This is a genomic window from Aeromonas hydrophila subsp. hydrophila ATCC 7966 (assembly GCF_000014805.1).
Taxonomy (GTDB): Bacteria; Pseudomonadota; Gammaproteobacteria; order Enterobacterales; family Aeromonadaceae; genus Aeromonas; species Aeromonas hydrophila.
Genome location: NC_008570.1, coordinates 3,473,699 through 3,493,504 on the forward strand (window position 1 = coordinate 3,473,699; position 19,806 = coordinate 3,493,504).

Below are 19,806 nucleotides of genomic sequence, written 5' to 3' on the forward strand. Positions count from 1 at the left end.
GTCCTGCCCTCTCTCCATCACCGGGTACCCTGACATCATGATCACAGCCACAGTGCGTAAACGCCTCGCCCTTGCCCTCTCCTCCGCCCTGCTGCTCAGCCTGCCGCTCTGGAGCGCTGCCAGCCATGCCGAGACCAAGGCGCCCATCCGCCTCGCCACCACCACCAGCACCGAACAGTCCGGCCTGCTGGGCTGGCTGCTGCCCCAGTTCACCAAGGAGACCGGCTACCCGGTGCAGGTGATGGCGGCCGGTACCGGCCAGAGCCTGAAAATGGGCGAGAACGGCGACGCGGATCTGGTGATGACCCATGCCCCCTCTGCCGAGAAGGCCTTCGTCGAGGCGGGCTTTGGCATCGAGCCTGAGCACCTGATGTACAACGACTTCGTCATCGTCGGCCCGGCGAAAGATCCGGCCGGTCTTGGCAAGCTGCACGACGCCGCCAAGGCGCTGGAGGCCATCAAAGAAAAGGGGCAGACCTTTATCTCCCGCGGGGACGAGTCCGGCACCCACATCAAGGAGAAGACCCTGTGGCAGGCGGCCGACGTCAAGCCTGAGTTCGCCGGCTACAAGTCCATCGGCCAGGGCATGGGGCCGACCCTGACCATGGCTTCGGAGCTGGGTGCCTACACCCTGACCGACCGCGGCACCTGGCTCGCCTACCAGAGCAAACTGGATCTCGCCGTGCTGCTGGAGGGGGACAAGCGCCTGTTCAATCCCTACCAGGTGATCCTGGTCAACCCCAAGCGCTACCCGGATCTCAACACCGAAGGGGCCCGCACCCTGAAGAACTGGCTGGTCTCCCAGCATGGTCAGCAGCTTATCGGTGACTTCAAGGTGGCCGGCCAGCCGCTGTTCGTGGCCGACGCCAAGCCGCAGTGATGCCACGGCCGACCCTGCCCGACCTGCCCCTGGCGCCCCTCGCCACCTTGAGTGACGGAGGCGCCCGGTGCCGACCCTGATCGAAACCACACTGGCGGCGCTTTCGCTGCTGTTCAGTGGTGACACCGAGCTGTGGCAAGTGGTGGGGGTCTCCTTCTCGGTGTCGAGTCTCGCACTCGGGCTGGTGCTGCTGCCGGCCCTGCTGCTCGGCTTCGCGCTGGCCTACCTGCCGATCCCGGCCCGCTGGCTCTGGCTCTCCTGCATCAATACCCTGCAGTCGGTGCCGACCGTGGTGATTGGCCTGTTGCTCTACATGCTGCTGTCGCGGGCCGGCCCCTTCGGCGACTGGAAGATGCTGTTCACCCAGCAGGCCATGGTGGTGGGGCAGATGCTGATCGCCTTTCCGGTGATCGCCACCATGGCCCACGCGGCGTTCGTGCAGAGCGATCGGCGCGCCTGGGAGACCGCCCGCACCCTGGGGCTCTCCTGGCCCAGGGCGCTGCTCGGGCTGATGCGCGAGTGCCGCTTCGGCCTGTTGGCGGCGGTGATCGGCGCCTTCAGTCGCATCGTCACCGAGGTGGGCTGCTCCATGATGGTGGGGGGCAACATTTTGCACTTCACCCGCAACATCCCCACCGCCATCGCGCTGGAGACCCAGAAAGGGGCCTTCACCCAGGGGGTGGCGCTCGGCATCGTGCTGCTGGCCCTGGCCCTGCTGCTCAACCTGTTGCTGACCGCGTGCCGTGGTCACAGCTATCTGAAGAACTGACCATGGCGCAGCGCACTATTATCCATAACCAAATGCTGTTGACCCCACCGCTGTCGCGGTCACGGTTGTGTGAAGAACCGACCATGCCCCCACCGTCCATCCACCGGAGTACGCCATGGCCCTGACCGCCCACCAGCTGATGATGCGCTTTGGCGAGCGCGACCTGTTCCAGATTGAGCAGCTCTCCATCGCGGCCGGCGACGCCATCTGGCTGCGCGGCGCGAACGGGGTGGGCAAGACCACCTTGCTCAAGATCCTAGCAGGCCTGCTCACCCCGACCCGGGGCCACACCAACCTCCCCTCTGGCTGGCGCGGCAAGCTCGGCCAGTGGCTCAAGCGCGATCCGGGGCCGGGCCGGGTCACCTACCTGCACCAGACCCCCTACCTGTTTGATCGCAGCGTGCACGACAACGTGGCCTGGGCCCTCGGCCATCGCGCCGCCGACGAGGTGCGGGTGTTCGAGGCGCTGCGCCGGGTCGAACTGGAGAGCCTGGCGCGCGAGCACATCAGCATTTTGTCTGGCGGCGAGCGCCAGCGGCTGGCCATGGCCCGCGCCTGGGCGCTGCAGCCCGCCTTTTTGCTGATGGACGAGCCCACAGCCAATCTGGATGCACATTCGGTTGCCCTGATGGCCGCCATGGCGCAAGATCTGCGGGAACAGGGCAGCGGCCTGGTCATCATCAGCCACCAGAGCAACGATCTGACCGACCTGTGCGAGCGGCAATGGACCCTCGCCCGGGGCCGGCTGCACGAACCCACTCCTTTGAAAATCATCGAGCGACATGACCTCAAACAGCGAACCTCGTACTGACCGCTTTCCCGTCTCCGCCGTGGTGCTGGCCGGCGGCCGTGCCACCCGCATGGGGGGCGCCGACAAGGGCTGGGTCGAGTTGGCGGGACGCCCGCTCATCGACCACGTGCTTGACCGGCTAAGACCCCAGGTGGACGAGATCCTGATCAACGCCAACCGCAGCCAGGCCCGCTACCAGGCGCTGGCCCCGGTCATCGGCGATGACAGCCCCGACTATCTCGGCCCGCTGGCGGGCATGCAGGCCGGCCTTGCCGCCGCCCGCCACGACTGGGTGCTGTTCGTGCCCTGCGACGGCCCCGCCCTGCCCCGCGATCTGATGAGCCGCTTTCGCGCCGCCCTGACCCCGCAGACCGAGCTGGTGGTGGCCCATGACGGCGACTGGCTGCAACCCGTGGTGGCCCTGCTGCACAAGTCCCTGCTCCCCTCCCTGTCCGCCGCGCTGGCGGAGGGAGAGCGCAAAATCGATATCTGGTTTGCCCGCCACCAGATGGCGGTGGTGAGCTTTGCCGACCAGCCGGATGCCTTCATCAATCTCAACAGCCCGGACGAGCTGGCCGCCTACGAGGCGCGCCTGCCAGACGCCGCGACCGGACAAGGAGCCACCTCATGACCCCGGCCCCCACCCTGCCCCTGCTCGGCTTTGCCGCCTGGAGCGGCACCGGCAAGACCACCCTGCTCGAGCAACTCATCCCCCTGCTGGTGAGCCGCGGCCTGCGCCTCGGGGTGCTCAAGCACGCCCACCACGACTTTGACATCGACCAGCCGGGCAAAGACAGTCACCGCCTGCGCCAGGCCGGTGCCAGCCAGATGATGGTGGCCTCCCGCCGCCGTCACGCCCGCATCATCGAAACCGATCTGGGTGAGGCCGATTTTCGCGAGCTGCTGGCCAGCTTCGATCAACGCAGCCTCGACCTGCTGCTGGTGGAAGGGTTCAAGCACGAGCACTTCCCGAAAATCGAGCTGCACCGCGCCGCCATCGGCAAGCCGCTGCTGTTCCCGCTTGATCGCGACATCATCGCCGTGGCCAGCGATCAGCCCGCAGAGACCACCCTGCCCCGACTCGACATCAATGATCTGGAGGCCATCGCCGACTTCGTCTGCGCCTACCTGGTACAGAGCCGGCAGCAGGAGCAGGCGCCGGGGGCCGGTTTCCTGTCGGTCGAGGGGGCGCGCCAGGCCATCCTCGACACTCTCGAGCCCGCCACCCGCAGCATCGACCTGCCGCTCGCCCGCTGCCACGGCGCCGTGCTGGCGGGGGATCTCGTCAGCCCCATCAATGTGCCGCCCCACGCCAACTCGGCGATGGATGGCATTGGCCTGCGCAGCGACGATCTCGCCGCCGGCCGCTGGCAGCTGGTGGGAGAAGTGCTGGCGGGCCAGCCGCGCAGCGCGCCGGTACTGGCCGGACAGGCGGTGCAGATCATGACCGGCGCCCCGCTCCCCCCCGGCGTCGACACCGTGGTGATGCGCGAAGAGACCCGGCTTGACGGTGAATGGGTCAGCGTCAGCGCCCCCGTCAAGGCGGGGCAGAACGTGCGCCAGGCCGGGGAAGATCTGGCGCTGGGCGCGGTCGCCATCGCGGCCGGCACCCGCCTCGGCGCCCCTCAGCTCGGGCTTGCAGCTTCTCTGGGGCAGGCAACGCTGACGGTGCGCGCACCGCTCAAGGTGGCGCTGTTCAGCACCGGCGACGAGGTGCAGGCACCGGGCGAGACGCTCGCCCCCGGCCACATCTTCGACAGCAACCGCTTCACCCTGATGGCGCTCATCGCCGGGGCCGGCTGCGAGGTGATGGACCTTGGCATCATCCCCGATGATCCCGCCATCCTGCGCCAGCAGCTGGCACAGGCCGCGGGCGATGCCGACCTGGTGCTGAGCTCGGGCGGGGTGTCGGTGGGCAATGCCGACTTCATCAAGCAGGTGCTGGCCGAGCTTGGCCAGATCGCCTTCTGGCGCATCCAGATGCGGCCGGGCCGTCCGCTCGCCTTCGGCAAGCTGGGGCAGACCCCCTTCTTCGGCCTGCCCGGCAACCCGGTGGCCGCCATGATCTGCTTCCTGCAATTCGTCGAGCCCGCCATCGCCCGCCTGCAGGGCCGGGTGTGGCAGCCGCTGCGCCTCTCGGCGCTGGCCGAGCAGCAGATGAAGAGCCGGCCGGGGCGTACCGAATTCCTGCGCGGCATCTTCCATCAGGATGCCAGCGGCGTACTGCGGGTACGCACCACCGGGCCGCAGGGCTCCGGCATCCTCAGCTCCATGGCCGATGCCAACTGCCTGATTGAAATCGTCCCCGCCCAGCCGGCCATCGCGGTCGGCGAGCGGGTCTGGATCCACCCACTCCAGGGACGAGTGGCCTGATACCGGTCTCCACCCCGCCGGGCGTGGCGGGGTGGCTGCCCCCATGAATCCGAGGCTTGTCCCTTGCGCCTGAATGCCCCCCTCTCCCGACTCGATCTGCTGATCTACGGTCACTACCGCATCGTCCATGGCCTGCGCATCGCGCTCGCCTTCATGCTCACCTTTCTGCTGACCCGCGAGCTCAAGCTGCCGGAAAGCACCTGGCCCCTCATCACCCTGGTGGTGGTGATGGGCCCCATCTCGTTCTGGGGCAATGTGCTGTCGCGCGCCCTGCAGCGGGTGGTCGGCACCATCTTCGGCGCCAGCTGCGGGGTGGTGGCGCTCTATCTCGAGCTCTACTCCCTGCCGCTGATGCTGCTGTGGTGCGGCTGCATCATGTTTCTGTGCGGCTATCTGGCGCTCGGCAAGCGCCCCTATGTGGGGCTGCTCATCGGCATCACCCTCGGCGTCACCATGGGGGCCATGCCCGGCGACATCGAGACCGCCCTGTGGCGCAGTGCAGACGTGATCCTGGGCTCATTGCTGGCGCTGCTGTTTTGCAGCATCTATCCCCAGCGCGCCTACAGCCACTGGCGGCTGCAGATGCACGACACCCTGCAGCAGGCACAGCGGCTCTATCACACCCACCTCTCCCCCAACGTGCTGGAGCGGCCACGCCTCGCCCACAGCCACGCCAGATTGCTTTCCAAGATGGTGAGTCTGCGTCCCCTGCTGACCCCGGCCGTCAAGGAGACCCGCCTTGGCAGCGCCCTGTTCGAAGCGATCCAGACCACCATGCGCAACACCCTCTGCACCCTGGAGATGCTGGCCAACACCTACTGGCGCGATCGCCAGAGCCACTTTCTGATGCAGAGCACCCCGGAGCTGCGCGCCTGCCAGCAGGCGACCGAGGCGCTGATGAGCGAGCTGGCGCTGATGCTCAAGAGCGGCGACCTGCAGGGCTCGGAGCTGGCCATCAGCCGTCTGCAGGAGGCGGCCGGTAGAGTGCGGATCGATGCCGGTGGCGAAGCCGCCATCAGCGGCTATCTGTGGCTCAATCTGCAGCTCACCGAACAGCTCATCCACCTGCGCAGGCTGCTGGGCCTGGTGATGCACCCGCCCCGCAGCCAGAGCCACCCATAGCAAAACGCCCCGCAAAGCGGGGCGTTGTCGTTAAAAGGCCAATGACTTGAGGCCCGGTATGGCGGCAACATTAGCTGGCGTTTGCCAGCGGCTGCTCAAGCGGGAGGTAGAGGGAAAAATCCTGGATCCCCGCCTGCAGGGCAGCAAAGCAGTCCGGATCAATGGCCGACCCCAGCGTCTCGGCCATCATCTCCAGCGCCTGGGGTACCGGGATGGCGCCGCGATAGGGCCGTTTGGCCGTAATGGCATCAAAAATGTCGGCCGTGGTGATGATGCGGGTCTCCAAGGCTATCTCGTCCCCTTTCAATCCTTTGGGGTAACCCTTGCCATCGAGGCGCTCATGGTGGGCACCCGCCACTTGCGCCAGCTCCTCGAACGCCCCGATGCGACTCAGGATCTCCTCGGTATAGGCGGCATGCATCTGCACGGCGGCCCACTCCTGCGCATCCAGCTTGCCCGGCTTGTCGAGAATGGCGTTGCTTACCCCCAACTTGCCCACGTCGTGGAGCAAAGCGCCGCGCTTGAGCCAGCGTCGTCGCTGCTCGGACAGGCCCATCTGGGTGGCGAGGATGTCGGTATAGAGCGCCACCCGGCCACTATGACCGGCGGTGTAGGGACTTTTGGAGTCCACTACCTGGCCGAACGCCGCCGCGATCTCGTCCAGATAATCTTCATCCAGAGCGACTTCACCCTGCCCGGCCGGGTGAACGAACACCCACTCGGCCAAACCGGGGTCCGCCAGTCCTTGCCAGAAGTCGTCATCAGCCAACGCTTCAAACTCGCTAACCAATTGAGGATCAAACCAGCTGCCGCTGCGCTCACGCAGCTCTTTGAGGGCTGCATCTGGACCAGCTGCGGCGTGAAACACATCCACCACCTGGCAGAGCAGGGCAATGCGGGAGAAGAGCGGAATCGCGTCACCGGCCAGTTGCAACGGTCGACCTTTGCCGTTCCAGTGCTCGTCCAGAGAGAGGATGCCGGCGGCGACCTCTTCACTGAACCGCAGCTGGCGAGCGATGTCCGCCCCCCGATGACAACGGGTCTGGATCAGTTCGTTGGCTATCTGATCGCCGTTGCGAAAGATATGGAACAGGCTGCGAAAACGCCCCAGCAGGTCCGCCTGCAGGCCGGTGTGGCCCAGCACGAAGTTGACCACCTCCGAGAGGGAGCCATCCACCAGCTTGAAGTCGCGTTTGAAGTGAAGATCGTCGGTGAGATAGAGCTCGCAGATACGGGCCGCATTGCTGCTGCACCCCAGATCCTTGAGCAGCAGCATGTAATAGAGATCATGGCGCTGCCGGGCATCCAGCGCCAACCGCTCGGCCAGCCGGGAACCTATCCAGCAACAGCGAATGCAGTGCCCTCTTGGTTGCCCCTCGGTCATGTCGAGTGCATGACTGAGGGAACCAATCAACTCTGCCAACCGCAATCCATTCACCGTCATAGCCTGCTCCCTTGGACATCATGGCGATCTTGCCTGCTGACTAGGTATACCTTATCCAGAGAGGAATAGATCTGGATTCAGATGAATTTACACCTCGGCGCTGCCAGTCCGGGCTTTTTCCTCCAGCTGGGCCGGGGTCAGGGTCGACACCAGCCGGCCGTCGAAGTAGATGTCCAGCAGCTCGCCGCGCTTCTCGCCACGCATCAGACTGCTGCGCCCGTCCAGGTAGTGCACCTCCATCTGGGCGGTGCGCTCGTCCGGGTAGCTCACCTCCACCTCGCGCACCCCTTGCGGCAGCATGGCCAGCGGCACCTTGTTGAGGGACGGATCCAGGTGCTGGTTGACCTTGATCAGGGCGTCCAGCTGCTGATCCACCAGCGCAGGCGACTTGCCGGTGATGGGGTTCTTGCCAGACCAGAATTCGATGGTGTTGAACACGAACAGATCGGCGGTGGCCGCCAGGCCGTAGACCGGCGAGAGCAGGACGAAGACCCCGGCCCGACCGTAACGGTTGTCCACCACGCTGAGGTTGCCCTTGGTCACCATGGAGGAGAGCCCCATCTGCCCCATGCAGCCGCTCAGCCCCACGCTTGCCACCATGCCCGCCAGCAGCGCCAGTGCCCTGCCATGTCTTCTCGTTGCCATCGTCTTCGCTTGCTCCAGAAATAATGAGGCGGCAAGCCTAAACAGGCCGCCGCCGACGGGCAATTCACAAGCAGGGAGCGATACAGCGGGGGTTCAGACTGGGATATCGACTGCTCACCATTCATACAGCCTGTCGAAATAACGGTCAGGGTGACAGCCTGCCTCTGACAAGGCAGGCCCCCCGACCGGCATCAGATGGAGAGGCTGGAGACGGTCGCCGAGACGTTGTTGGCCTCCTCCCGGATCTCCGCCATCACCTCGTTGACCTTGTCGATCTGCTGCTTGCCGAGCTCGGCGCTGCCGGCCACCCTGGCCATGTCGTCGGTCACCCTGGCGGTCAGCTCGCGGTTCTTCTGCACCACCTTGGCAATCTCGTCGGTGGAGAGCGACGTGCGTGCCGCCAGCTGGCGCACCTCGTCGGCCACCACTGCGAAACCGCGCCCCTGATCCCCGGCCCGAGCCGCCTCGATGGCCGCATTGAGGGCCAGTAGATTGGTCTGATCGGCAATGCTGCTGATGGTGGAGACGATGGCCTCGATGTTTTTGGACTGCTCGTTGAGCTGATTGATGAGCAGGATGGTCTTGTCCACCTGCTCGCTGATGAGCGACGAGGTGTCCACCACAGAGCGCAGCAGATCCGCCCCTTGCTCGGCACTGCGCAGGGTCTCCTGCGCCGTGGCATGGGCCACCTGGGCGGCATCGCGCACCGCGTGGCTCTTGGTGACCCGCTCGGTGATGTCGCTGGCAAACTTGATGACCCGGTTCACCTTGCCGCTTTCGTCGCGGATCGGGTTGTAGGTTGCCTCCAGCCAGATCGCATCGCCATGGCTGTTGCGCCGCAAGAAGAGCCCGGACTTGAACTGGCCCTGAGCCAGCTCCTCCCAGAAGCGGGGGTGCTCTTCATAGAAGGCGTCATCACAGAACATGCGGTGATTGCGCCCCTTTATCTCAGCCAGGGTGTAGCCGAGACAGCTCAGGAAGTTGGGATTGGCCGAAATGATGTCGCCATTGGGGGTGAACTCGATCATCGCCAGCGAACGTTCCAGCGCCTTGGTGATCGCCTGCTGGCTCAACAGTTCTTGATGCTTGTCAGTAATGTCGCTGGCGATCTTGATCACCCGGGTCACCCGCCCCTGCGACTTGACCGGGAAGTAGCTCGCCTCCAGCCAGACCAACTCGCCCCGCTTGTTGAGGCGCGAGAAAATGCCGGACTTGACCCGACCCTGCTTGAGCTGGGCCCAGAACTGCTGGTAATCGGCAGAACGGGTCAGCTCCGGGCTGCAAAACATTCGGTGATGCTGCCCCTGCAACTCCATCGCGCTGTAACCCATCAGGCTCAAGAATGGCTGGTTGGCCTCCAGGATCTCGCCATCCGGGGTGAACATGATGGTCGCGATCCCTTCCTTGACCGCCTCCACGAAGCCCTGGGATTCGGCCAGCTGTGCCTGGCAGGCCTGCAACTGCGCCTTCAGCTTGTTGTTGAACATGGATGTCATACCTCTGTACTGACAAGGTGGATACGGGCACAAGACTCGGCGCTGGGTGAACCGTCACGAGCCTGTTGAGGCTGATCTTAGTTGAGCACTGTGGTGCGATCAGAATTTGGCCGAGATTTTGCCACAGCCGGCGAGGGGCTCGCAGTGCAGCCTGCGCCTGATACGTGCAAGGCCCGGCGAGGGATCACCCGGGCTGCCACTCCAGATAAGCCGGATTGGCCACAAAACCGATCCGCTCATAGAGCGGGCGCCCCTCGTCGCTGGCGTGCAGCCAGACCCGGCCCAGTTGCTGCGCCCTGGCATAGTCCGCCATCTGATCCAGCAGGGCGCCGGCCAGCCCCTGCCGGCGGTGGGCCGGCAGGGTATACATGTTGAGCAGATAGCCCTCCCTCCCCGCCAGGTTGCCGGGATAGGGCGGGCGCACGAAGAGGGCCAGGGTCGCGCTCGCCACCACTTCGCCATCCACTTCCGCCACCCAGGAGCGGGCGCTCTCCTCGGCCTGCGCCGTGCTGAAGTAGCGGCTGGTCGCCTGCCAGAGATCGAGGTCAGCCAGCGGTTCGCTCAGCTCCCCCACCTCGCAAAACAGTGCCATGCGCAAGGTCACCAGCGCGGAAATGTCTGCCTGCGTTGCCTGACGGATGATCATCGGCGCTTCTCCTTGTGATGCTCGTTGAGGTGAACAGGCACCCTACGGGCGCCTGAACAAAGCGCCAGTGTGGAGACATCACGCCCGCCTGGCAAGGTGCCACTGGTCCCAGGCCAGCGGCCCCGCGCCCCAGACGACCAGGGTCAGCAGCATCCAGCCCCACAACTGGTGATCGTAAAAGCCGCCGGCCCAGAGGGTGGGATAGGAGATCACCGCCACCATGTTGAAGGCAAACAACAGGGCGGCGACCGGCCGGGTAAAGAGCCCGACCAGCAGCAGCACCGGCAGCAGCAGCTCGGTGGCCGTGCCAAGCCAGGCCGCCCACTGCCAGGGCAGCAGGGGCACCTGATACTCGAACTCGAACAGATAGAGGGTGCTGTCCCAGGCGCTCAGCTTGAGCCAGCCGGAACGAAAGAAGGCCACCGCCGCCCAGCACCTGGCCAGCAGCAACAGGGCGCCGCTCAGCCACCAGGGAACGGCGGGGCCCACCGGTTGCATCAGTGTCCACTTGTGATTTGTCATCGAATTTACTCCAGCGTTGAGGTCACATCGACCAGCAGGCCCAGGGTGACGAGGCGAGTCAGAGACTCTGCAGCCTGCGAGTCCCGCGCCAGCAGGGCCGACAGGGCAATGCCCTGGCTGCAGCCATCCAGCAGACGCCACTCTCCTTCGCTCAGGCTCAGCGGCAAGACCCGGCAATCGGGCTGTTTCTTGAGGGCAAGCCAGGCGGGAGCCGCCAGATCCTGCACTGTCTCGCCCTTGTGCAGGGCCATCTGCCAGAGGGCATCAACCGGGCGCGGACTGTCGAAAAGAGACAGATCGCAGGCCGGGATCAGCACCAGCGTCTGCCAGGCCGCTGGCGACAGGGCGGCTACCCGCTCGGCCGGCCAGCGGCGCAGCTCGGGGGCCAGCAAACTGGTGCGCTCCAGTGCCCACTCGAAGCGGGCCAGCTCCCCCAGCCAAGGCAGTTCAGCGGTGGTCGGCAGCCGGGAAAGCCAGTCGCCGAAGCCGGCACCGTAGTGCATCACGCTCCCTTCGCAGAGCGGCTCTGCCAGCACGAAGCCGCGCGCCGCGGCGTCGAAAAACGCCTCCCCCACCATGGCTTTGACGGCCGGGTAGCTACCCGCCAGCACCTCGCCAAGGCTCAGGATGAAGTGGTTGCGATAGACCTGCAGCACGGCATCCGCCGTAAAGAGACGGGAGTGGATATGGGGCAGGATGGCCACGCTCTGGCCAAGCAACCCCTCGGCAAACTGTTGCTGCCGGCAAGCCAGTTCAGACATGGGCGGCCTCCGGCACAAGATGGGTGGCCATGGCGGCATCCAGCATGGCGCTCGCGCGCTCGGCCTCTGCCAACAGCACGGGGAGCGGCGGTATCTCGAGATCCCACTCGATCAGGGTGGGAATGGCGCGCTGGCGGCAGATCTCGGCATAGAGTGCCCACACAGGTTCGCTCACCGGCGCGCTGTGGGTGTCGATATAGAGGTGCCCCTGCGGCAGGGACTGATCGATAAAACCGGCCAGGTGAATTTCGCCCACAGTAGCGATGTCGATGGCAGCCAGATAGTCGCTGCACGCAAAGCCGTGGTTGAAGGCACTGACATAGAGGTTGTTGAGATCGAGCAGGATGGCGCAGTCGCTGCGCCGCTGCAGCTCCGCCAGAAACTCCCACTCCGGCATCTCCCCCGCCAGTTGCAGGTATGAAGAGGGGTTCTCGATCAGCAGCCGACAGCCGAGCGCCTGCTGCACCTGCATGATCTTGTCGCTCATGTTGAGCAGGCTCTCCCGGGTATAGGGGACCGGCAGCAGATCGTTGAAGTGGCGCCCTCCAATACTGCCCCAGCTGAGGTGCTCCGAGATGCGCACCGGTTTGATGGCGCGGGCCAGGGCCGAGAGGCTGGCGAGGTGATCAAGGTCGAGTGCATCGGCCGAGCCCAAGGACATGCCGACGCCGTGCAGGCTGACGGGATAGTGCCGGGCCAGCTCGCTCAGCACCTGAAAACCCCGGCTGTGACGTTCAAAGTAATTTTCGCTGTGCACCTCCAGCCAGCCAACCGCCGGCAGGGTGCGCAATATCTCGTCGTAATGGGGCGTGCGCAATCCAATACCAATCAAGGGGTTCATCGCAAAGCCTCGCTGCAAACCAGCCAAAAGAAGGCCACGGTGCCCCTGAGGCAACACCGTGGCACCCAGCCTTACTTGGGTTGCAGCGAGCCGCCTGCCAGCTTCTCGCACAGCCCCTTGGGCACCACCACGAAGGCGTCACCCTGAGCATCCATCTTGGCGGTACCGGCGCAGGAACTGGTTTTGGTCGCGCAGTCGTTCTTGCTCGCCTTCACCACCCCGTAGCACTTCTCCTTCTCATCGGCCGCCATGGCAGGGGCGGCGATAAACTGGGCGCCGAGGGCCAGCAGACCGGTCATGGCGGAGGCGATGGCAGTGCTCTTTTTAACGTTCATTCTCTGTTCCTTCTGATTGTGTGTGGTGTGCCCGATCGGTCACGACCGGATGCCCTCCATAGAACCGGGGCGCCGGCGAATTGATTTCAAAAAAAATGCAAAATCGGCACATCTATAAAAAACACAATTGGCAACAGGCTGTTTTTAAAGGGTTATCTCATTCATCTTTCAAATGTCCTTTCGCCATGAAGATGTGTTCTACGCAACCCTGTTTCCGCCAATCCCAGGGATGCAGGCAATAAAAAACCCCGCCACAGGGCGGGGTCTGATTGGCACGATACAACCGTGCAGGCATCGGCGGCCGGGACTTAATGACAAAAAAGACAGCCGCAGCTGTCTTTTTCAATTGAAACCTGACTTAGTAGAAGATCCGCTCGCCACGCTCGCTCATCTTGAGCCATACCGGCTTGGTGCTGGTCTTGTTCCAGATCCGGTGCAGATAGCTGTAGAAACGGGCCCGATCGCTGCGAAACAGCATCACGGGGAAAGCCAGCATACCCACCAGCAGCACATAGATGCGACGAAGAATTATCTGAGTCAGGGAATAGGGATGAAACATGATAGAACTCCTTACTGGTAAGACCACTGAGCAAAGATTACTCCACAATTTGTAGGATTACTACACCAAGATTCCCATTTTTTTGCAAAAAGATCCCTTAAAAGCCTTAAAGTGAAATTGGGTTACATCCATTAACTTACAGGCAACAAAAGCTGGCAAAGCAGCTCCCGTCGACCAGATTTAATGAGTTGGCACTCAAGATGGAGTCGGTGCGATGAAACCCGCAGAAATGGCGATCATAGGGATACTGGGCCTGCTGCTCTGGTCGGAATGGCAGGATTGGCAGCTCAACCAGGCCGACAGCATCACGCTGGCCTACAAGGGAGCACCGACCGTCAGCATGTGGCAATGCGGCCAGTTGAAACAGAAGATGATGGATGTGACCGAACACTCGGCCGAAGTGCAGTTTCAATACCGGGGACAGGACCTGACGCAGGTCAACCGCTATCTGGAGCGGGAGTGGCAGCAGCAGGGCTGTGAGCAGCTGTTGTTGCAGCAAGGATATTGAGCAGAGCGATCCGCACCGGGCTGTTGTGATGAGAATGCGTTATGGGATGAAACAAGAAGATGGAGGCACGTTCCGGAGTCGAACCGGACTAAACGGATTTGCAATCCGCTGCATAACCGCTTTGCTAACGCGCCATGCTGACAAGGCATTGCCTTGAAAGTGATATCCATGATTGGTGCCATGGAAAATTGGAGCGGGAAACGAGACTCGAACTCGCGACCCCGACCTTGGCAAGGTCGTGCTCTACCAACTGAGCTATTCCCGCCTGTACTGCTTGCTGCCAGTTACCTGACAACGAGGCGCATTATACGTACCCCGAGCGCGGGCACAACCCTTTTTTCGCACTTTGAGCCCTTTCCCGTGCTGTTTGCTCAGGGTTTAGACGGCTTGCCCAAAAAATCCGCACCAGGCTGTGACCCCACAGGCGAATTTGAGATAAAGTCATTGAAATGATTAGCCTTTAGTCAGAGACTTGCTGCGGTTAGTAACCGGATTCTCAATTGAAAATCACCCGATGAAATGGATCTTCAAGCCCCGTGGGCTCAGGCCGCAGCTGATGCTGGCATTTTTCATGCTAGCCATGGTGCCCTTCCTGGTCGTCACCCTGTTTTTCCTCTATAGCCACGGCAAGGATCTCACCACCCAGACTTCCAACCATCTGGTTTCCGTTCGCAACATCAAGAAGAACCAGCTGGAAGACTATTTCGGCAACCTCAAAGAGCAGATCATCAACTTCTCCCAGCAGGATTTTGCCGGCAACAGTATCGGTCGCTTCTATGGCTTCACCGGTGCCTTCGAGAAACTCGGCACCACACCGCAGGAGGCCCGCGCCCGTGCCCAGGCCCGCTATGTGCCGGGCTCCTGGGATCAGCTGCAAAAACCCGACAGCACCAGCGACATCGAACCCTCCATCAGCGCCCTGATCCTGGCGGACGAGATGTATGGCCGGGTGCACCAGCGCTTTCACCGCGGCTACGCCGACATGGTGCGCAAGTCCAACTACAGCGACATCTTTCTCATCGATCTCAACGGCGACGTGGTCTATTCGGTCACCAAGCACGCCAACTTCGCCACCAACCTGCTCTCCGGCCCCTACCAGTCGAGCGGCCTTGGCAGCACCTTTGCCAAGATCAAGCGCCGCCTCGACGGTGGCCAGAAGCCGCAGCAGATCTTCGAGTTCACCGATTTTGGCCGCAACGAGCTGACCGGCCAGGTGGTCGCCTACATGGCGGCCCCAGTGATGCAATACGACTATGTGCGCGGCGTGGTGATCTTCGAGCTGCTGCCTGACAAGCTCAACCAGATCATGGCGGAGCGGGAAGGGCTCGGCGAGACCGGCGAAACCATCCTCATCGGCCCGGACAAGCGGATGCGGGCCAACGCCTGGCTGGCACCTGAATTCAGCGTGGAGAATAGCTTTCGCCCCAACTTCCGGCCGCTGCAGACCCCGCTGGTGGTCAAGGCACTCTCCGGCGAGCAGGGGGTCGGGCTGTTTCGCTCCTACCACGATGACGAGGTGCTGGCCGCCTACACCCAGGTGAAGGTGTTCGACACCGAGTGGGCCTTCATCGCCGAGATCTCCACCAGCGAGGCTTATCGCCCCATCCGCCAGCTGGAGACCCTGGTGATCCTGCTGGGGGCCGGCTCCCTGCTGCTGCTGATCCTCTTCTCCCGCTGGCTCTCCCACTCCATCACGGCGCCGCTGCGCTCCCTCACCGCCGCCGCCGAACAGGTGGCCGACGGCGCGCTGGATCACCCCATCGCCATCGAACGTACCGACGATGACATCGACCGGCTCGCCCAGGCGTTTCGCCACATGCAGCGCTCGGTGAAGGACAAGATCGAACTCATCGAGCGCCAGACCCAGGAGCTGCAGCAGCAGGTCAAGCTGACCCACAAGCAGAACCTCAGTCTGCAGCAGGCGGACAAGCTCAAGGATGAACTGCTGGCCAACACCTCTCACGAGCTGCGCACCCCTATTCACGGCATCAAGGGGATGGCCGAGTCCATGCTTGCCAGCCAGCAGGATTTGACCGAAGGGCAGCAAAAACAGCTGGGGCTCATCATCAAAAGCGCCGACGGCCTGGCCCGGCTGGTGGACGATCTGCTCGACTACCACCAGATGCGTTACGGCCAGCTGGAGATCCACCCCCAGCCGGTCTCCTCCAAGGGGGTCATCCGGCTGGTGCTGGATCTCTGCCAGCACCTGGTACAGGCCAAGCCACTGACTCTGGTGGACATCAGCCCGGTGGAGCTGCCGCCGGTGCTGGCCGACGAGCAGCGGCTCGAACAGGTGCTCTACAACCTGGTGGGCAACGCCATCAAGTACACGCCGCAGGGCAAGGTGGTGCTGAGCGCCCTGGTGGAGGGCAATTTCCTGCGCATCAAGGTGACCGACACCGGTATCGGCATAGCCCCGGATCACCTGGAGCACATCTTCGAGCCGCTGGTGCAGATGAGCCCGGAGGTCAGCAAGCAGGGGGCCGGCCTCGGCCTCTCCATCACCCGCCAGCTGGTGCACCTGATGGGGGGCGAGCTGTTCGTGGAGAGCGAGCCGAGCGTCGGCTCCACCTTCGCCTTCACCCTGCCGCTCGCCAGTGGCAAGGCGGGCAGCCTGACCCTCGACAGCCGCCAGATCGAACACCAGCTGGTGCGCCAGCAGCCGCTGATCCTGCCGGACTGGGAGAGCGATGACCTCCCCCCTCCCCCCGAGGATGCGCCCCTCATCCTGGTGGTGGACGACGAGCCCATCAATTTGCACATCCTGCGCCACCTGCTGCAGCCCTGCGGTTATCGCATCCTGCCCAGCAGCGACGGCCACGATGCGCTGGCCAAGCTGGCCCAGGAGCCGGTCGACCTCATCCTGCTGGACGTGATGATGCCCACCCTCTCCGGTTTCGACGTCTGCCGCCGGCTGCGCCAGCAGCACCCGAAGGAGAAGCTGCCGGTACTGCTGCTCACCGCCCTCAACCAGCCCAAGGACATCGAGGAGGGCTTCAACGCCGGCGCCAACGACTATCTCGTCAAACCCTTCTGCAAGGAGGAGCTGTTCGCCCGGGTCAGGGCCCTGCTGGAAGCCAGCGCCGGGCGCGCTTCTCTGGTAGAGAACCGCTTGCTCAAGCAGGAGATAGAGCACCGTCTGCTGCTGCAGGAGCAGTTGCATCAGGATCAGGAGCGACTGCTGGGTCTGCTCGGCGAAGGGGCCGACCCCATGGTGTTCATCGATGGTCAGAGCACAGTGCTGTTCGCCTCGCGGGCGCTGGCCCGCCTGCTGGGCCAGGAGCCGGAAGCCATGGAGGGGCAACCGCTTGACGACTGGCTGGCCAGCCCGCTGACCAGCCAGTGGCCCGATCTGCACGATCGGGGGGAGCAGCAGCTGGCGTTTCTGGTGGCCGGCCAGAAAGACGAGCTCAATGCCCGCGCCCTGCCCATCAGCCTGGGGGGCCAGGCCGCCTTTGCCCTCACCCTCAGCACCGAGCTGCGGCAGGACGAGAACCGGGTGATGGCGCTGGAGAACGCCCTCAAGAGCCTGTCCCGCCAGGCCATCATCGAAGATGGCCAGCTGCTGGGCGAGCTGAGCCGGCTGGGCGGGGAGTTCCGCTCGCTCGCCGACGACCTCATCCGCCAGCAGGATGACGAGCCCTTGCGCCGCGCCCTGGTGGACACCATGCGGCTCACCCTGGATGCCTGGCAGCAGAGCACCGGCAAGGGCAAGATAGTGCTGGCGGAGAAGAGCAAGCTGTGGCGGGTCTACATGGACCGCTCCAGCCCGCAGACCCGCACCCTCGACAAGTACCTGAGCCTGGATACTCTGCCCAAGGCGCCGCGCTGGAAAACGGTGGTCGCCACCGCCGAGTATGTGCTGAGCCACGGCCCACTCAACGAGGCACAGCGCCAGCAGCTGCACCACAGCGCCCAGACCCTGCGTCAGCTCGCCAACCGCAAGCCCTGATATCCACCGCCCAATCTGCGCCCTGGCTCACACTTGCCAGGGCGGTTTTTTTTTGTGCAGAATTAAGCCTTCGCCATACGTCAAAACGAGAGCCGATCCAATTCACACAATTGTCATGGAAGGTCGATTGACAGGGACTTATTACGCCAAAGTAATTAACATAACCTTATGATTTAAATCGAGTTAAAAGCGGTTTTGACGAAATTGACGTGAGGGCGTCGATTTTTACGATATCGACGATCTGAACAGTTGTTGTTTTCCTGTTAACTCTGCTTTGCTAGGGACGTTGGATGACACAACTACAAGGGTGCAAAACCTGGCCAACATTGAGGGCCGACCTCCCCAGCATGCGAAGTCGGTGCTCAAATCCAAACAAGGAATATAAATAAGAAAGGAAATAATATGCTTGCCAAAGTATCCAAAATCTCTACTGCTGTAATGCTGGGCACCATGATGCTTGCCGGCGCTGCCGGCAACGCCATGGCGGCCGACAACAAGACGGTGCTGACCCTGGTCGCACAACAGGAGACCGCGTGGGTCAAAAACTTCAACCCCTTCCTGCAAGCGGGTCTGTTGCACACCACTCGTCACTTCATCTATGAACCGCTGGTGATCTTCAACGATATGCAGGGTGGCAAACCCGTCTATCGTCTGGCCACCCACTACGAGTTCAGCAAGGACCTCAAGTCCGTCACCTTCGATCTGCGTGACGGCGTGAAGTGGTCGGACGGTCAGCCGTTTACCGCCGATGACATCCTGTTCTCCTTCAATCTGGTCAAGGCCAACAAGGCGCTGGACGAGCGCTCAATCTGGACCCAGATCAAGAGCGTCGAGAAGCTGGCCCCCAACAAGGTCAAGTTCGAGCTGACCGACGTCAACACCAACGTGGTGAACGATCTGGTACTGGTACCCATCGTGCCCGAGCACCAGTGGAAATCGGTGAAAGATCCGGTCGCCTTCACCAACGACAAGCCGGTCGGCACCGGTCCCTTCACCGAAGTGGACAACTTCTCCGCCCAGCTCTACACCCAGTGCCGCAACCCGCACTACTGGGACAACGCCAACCTCTCCATCGACTGCCTGCGCATGCCGCAGATGGCCACCAACGACCAGGTACTGGCCGCGGTGATGAAGGGTGACGTGGACTGGTTCGGCTCCTTCGTGCCGGACATCGAGCGCCTCTACGTCGGCAACGATCCGAAGAACAACAAGTACTGGTTCCCGGCCTCCGGCACGGTGGCGTTCAACGTCAACTTCCAGGCCAAGAAACCGGGCAACCACGAAGCCTTCAACGACATCAACTTCCGTCGCGCCTTCTCCATGGCGATGGATCGCCAGTCCATGGTGGATATCGCGGGCTATGGCTACCCCACCGTCAACGAGTACCCGTCAGGGCTCGGCAAAGCCTTTGACTCCTGGAACAACCCGGAAGTGGACAAGAAGTACGGCAAGTACAACAAGTTCGATCTGGAAGGCGCCAAGGCCCTGCTGAAACAGGCCGGCTACAAGGATTGTGACGGCGACAAGTTCCTCGACACCCCCACCTGCCAGAAGATCGAGTTCAAGGTGCTGGTACCGAACGGCTGGACCGACTGGGTCAACACCGCCCAGATCGGCGTGGAAGGGCTGCAAGCACTGGGCCTGAACGCCAAGACCGCCACCCCGGAAGCCACCGTCTGGACTGAAAACCTCATCACCGGTGACTTCGACGTCGCCCTGCAGGGTTACTTTGCCGGTGCCAACCCGCACAAGTACTTCGAAACGGCCTTCCACTCCCGCAACATGGGTGAGCGCGGCAACCGCTTTGCGGCGCCCCGCTACAAGGATCCAGCGCTGGACAAGCTGATCGACGACTTTACCCAGACCGCCGATGCCGCCAAGCAGAAGGAGATCATGTTCGAGATCCAGGACAGGGTCGGTGCCAACCAGACCATCATCCCGGTATTCAACAACCCGACCTGGTACGAATACAGCACCAAGCGTTTCCACGGCTGGTTCAGTGCCGACAACCCGGTCGCCAAGCCGCAGGTTCACCCGGACACCCCGGAGCGTCTGCTGCACGTGTTGTCACTCAAGCCGAACAGCTAATCAATCCCGGCCCCCTGCGGGGGGCCCTCTTCCCCGCCCATCCCCCTTTTTTCCCGGCTCTGCCGGGGTTGGGGT

General features: G+C 63.1%; 18 protein-coding genes and 2 tRNA genes. 9 read left to right on the forward strand and 11 right to left on the reverse strand.

Translation table 11 applies throughout. The features are described from left to right. Positions 1-37: 37 nt before the first annotated feature. From AHA_RS15560 to AHA_RS15585, 6 genes are all read left to right on the forward strand, one after another. Positions 38-880, forward strand: coding sequence for a substrate-binding domain-containing protein (locus AHA_RS15560; protein ID WP_011706866.1), 843 nt, complete (start codon positions 38-40; stop codon positions 878-880). 67 nt (positions 881-947) lie between these two features. Next, on the forward strand, positions 948-1,649 hold the full coding sequence (locus AHA_RS15565; protein ID WP_011706867.1) for an ABC transporter permease: 702 nt from the start codon (positions 948-950) through the stop codon (positions 1,647-1,649). A gap of 115 nt (positions 1,650-1,764) precedes the next feature. After that, positions 1,765-2,460, forward strand: coding sequence for an energy-coupling factor ABC transporter ATP-binding protein (locus AHA_RS15570; protein WP_005303221.1), 696 nt, complete (start codon positions 1,765-1,767; stop codon positions 2,458-2,460). Continuing rightward, a complete protein-coding gene (mobA, locus tag AHA_RS15575) occupies positions 2,432-3,070 on the forward strand; it encodes a molybdenum cofactor guanylyltransferase MobA (protein WP_011706868.1) in 639 nt (212 codons plus the stop codon). Before AHA_RS15570 ends, mobA begins: the two co-directional genes overlap by 29 nt. After that, the gene (locus AHA_RS15580; RefSeq protein ID WP_011706869.1) at positions 3,067-4,812 is read left to right on the forward strand and encodes a bifunctional molybdopterin-guanine dinucleotide biosynthesis adaptor protein MobB/molybdopterin molybdotransferase MoeA; all 1,746 of its coding nucleotides are present in this window, start codon (positions 3,067-3,069) and stop codon (positions 4,810-4,812) included. Before mobA ends, AHA_RS15580 begins: the two co-directional genes overlap by 4 nt. A 63-nt stretch (positions 4,813-4,875) precedes the next feature. Next, positions 4,876-5,934: an FUSC family protein gene (locus AHA_RS15585; protein WP_011706870.1), complete on the forward strand. Its 1,059-nt coding sequence runs from the start codon at positions 4,876-4,878 to the stop codon at positions 5,932-5,934. Between the two features lie 70 nt (positions 5,935-6,004). Here the strand turns inward: AHA_RS15585 and AHA_RS15590 are convergent, their stop codons facing one another. From AHA_RS15590 to AHA_RS15630, 9 genes are all read right to left on the reverse strand, one after another. Then, positions 6,005-7,378, reverse strand: a complete 1,374-nt coding sequence (locus AHA_RS15590) for an HD-GYP domain-containing protein (protein WP_011706871.1) — start codon at positions 7,376-7,378, stop codon at positions 6,005-6,007. An 87-nt stretch (positions 7,379-7,465) separates the two neighbouring features. Then, positions 7,466-8,086 carry a DUF3332 domain-containing protein gene (locus AHA_RS15595; protein ID WP_011706872.1) on the reverse strand — a complete coding sequence of 207 codons (621 nt, stop codon included), beginning with the start codon at positions 8,084-8,086 and terminating at the stop codon, positions 7,466-7,468. Positions 8,087-8,214: 128 nt separating this feature from the next. Then, entirely contained in the window at positions 8,215-9,510 is a 1,296-nt protein-coding gene (locus AHA_RS15600) for a methyl-accepting chemotaxis protein (protein WP_164927710.1), read from the reverse strand. Positions 9,511-9,703: 193 nt separating this feature from the next. Beyond that, the gene (locus AHA_RS15605; RefSeq protein WP_011706874.1) at positions 9,704-10,165 is read right to left on the reverse strand and encodes a GNAT family N-acetyltransferase; all 462 of its coding nucleotides are present in this window, start codon (positions 10,163-10,165) and stop codon (positions 9,704-9,706) included. 78 nt (positions 10,166-10,243) lie between these two features. After that, the gene (locus tag AHA_RS15610; RefSeq protein ID WP_011706875.1) at positions 10,244-10,687 is read right to left on the reverse strand and encodes a DoxX family protein; all 444 of its coding nucleotides are present in this window, start codon (positions 10,685-10,687) and stop codon (positions 10,244-10,246) included. Positions 10,688-10,692: 5 nt separating this feature from the next. Then, positions 10,693-11,448: an HvfC/BufC N-terminal domain-containing protein gene (locus AHA_RS15615; protein ID WP_011706876.1), complete on the reverse strand. Its 756-nt coding sequence runs from the start codon at positions 11,446-11,448 to the stop codon at positions 10,693-10,695. Beyond that, the gene (gene bufB / locus AHA_RS15620) at positions 11,441-12,289 is read right to left on the reverse strand and encodes an MNIO family bufferin maturase (protein ID WP_011706877.1); all 849 of its coding nucleotides are present in this window, start codon (positions 12,287-12,289) and stop codon (positions 11,441-11,443) included. Before bufB ends, AHA_RS15615 begins: the two co-directional genes overlap by 8 nt. A gap of 71 nt (positions 12,290-12,360) precedes the next feature. Further along, a complete protein-coding gene (locus tag AHA_RS15625; protein WP_011706878.1) occupies positions 12,361-12,624 on the reverse strand; it encodes a BufA1 family periplasmic bufferin-type metallophore in 264 nt (87 codons plus the stop codon). Positions 12,625-12,982: 358 nt separating this feature from the next. Further along, positions 12,983-13,183, reverse strand: a complete 201-nt coding sequence (locus AHA_RS15630) for a YbfA family protein (RefSeq protein ID WP_011706879.1) — start codon at positions 13,181-13,183, stop codon at positions 12,983-12,985. Positions 13,184-13,397: 214 nt separating this feature from the next. Here AHA_RS15630 and AHA_RS15635 point away from each other — a divergent pair, with 214 nt between their 5' ends. Next, a complete protein-coding gene (locus AHA_RS15635) occupies positions 13,398-13,691 on the forward strand; it encodes a hypothetical protein (protein WP_011706880.1) in 294 nt (97 codons plus the stop codon). A 60-nt stretch (positions 13,692-13,751) separates the two neighbouring features. Here the strand turns inward: AHA_RS15635 and AHA_RS15640 are convergent. Together AHA_RS15640 and AHA_RS15645 are read right to left on the reverse strand one after the other, a co-directional pair. After that, positions 13,752-13,825 (reverse strand) — tRNA-Cys (locus AHA_RS15640). A gap of 55 nt (positions 13,826-13,880) precedes the next feature. Then, positions 13,881-13,956, reverse strand: a tRNA-Gly gene (locus AHA_RS15645). A gap of 249 nt (positions 13,957-14,205) precedes the next feature. Here AHA_RS15645 and AHA_RS15650 point away from each other — a divergent pair. Then, positions 14,206-17,643, forward strand: coding sequence for an ATP-binding protein (locus tag AHA_RS15650; protein ID WP_164927711.1), 3,438 nt, complete (start codon positions 14,206-14,208; stop codon positions 17,641-17,643). Positions 17,644-18,045: 402 nt separating this feature from the next. Beyond that, positions 18,046-19,731 carry an ABC transporter substrate-binding protein gene (locus AHA_RS15655; protein ID WP_011706882.1) on the forward strand — a complete coding sequence of 562 codons (1,686 nt, stop codon included), beginning with the start codon at positions 18,046-18,048 and terminating at the stop codon, positions 19,729-19,731. Positions 19,732-19,806 lie beyond the last annotated feature (75 nt).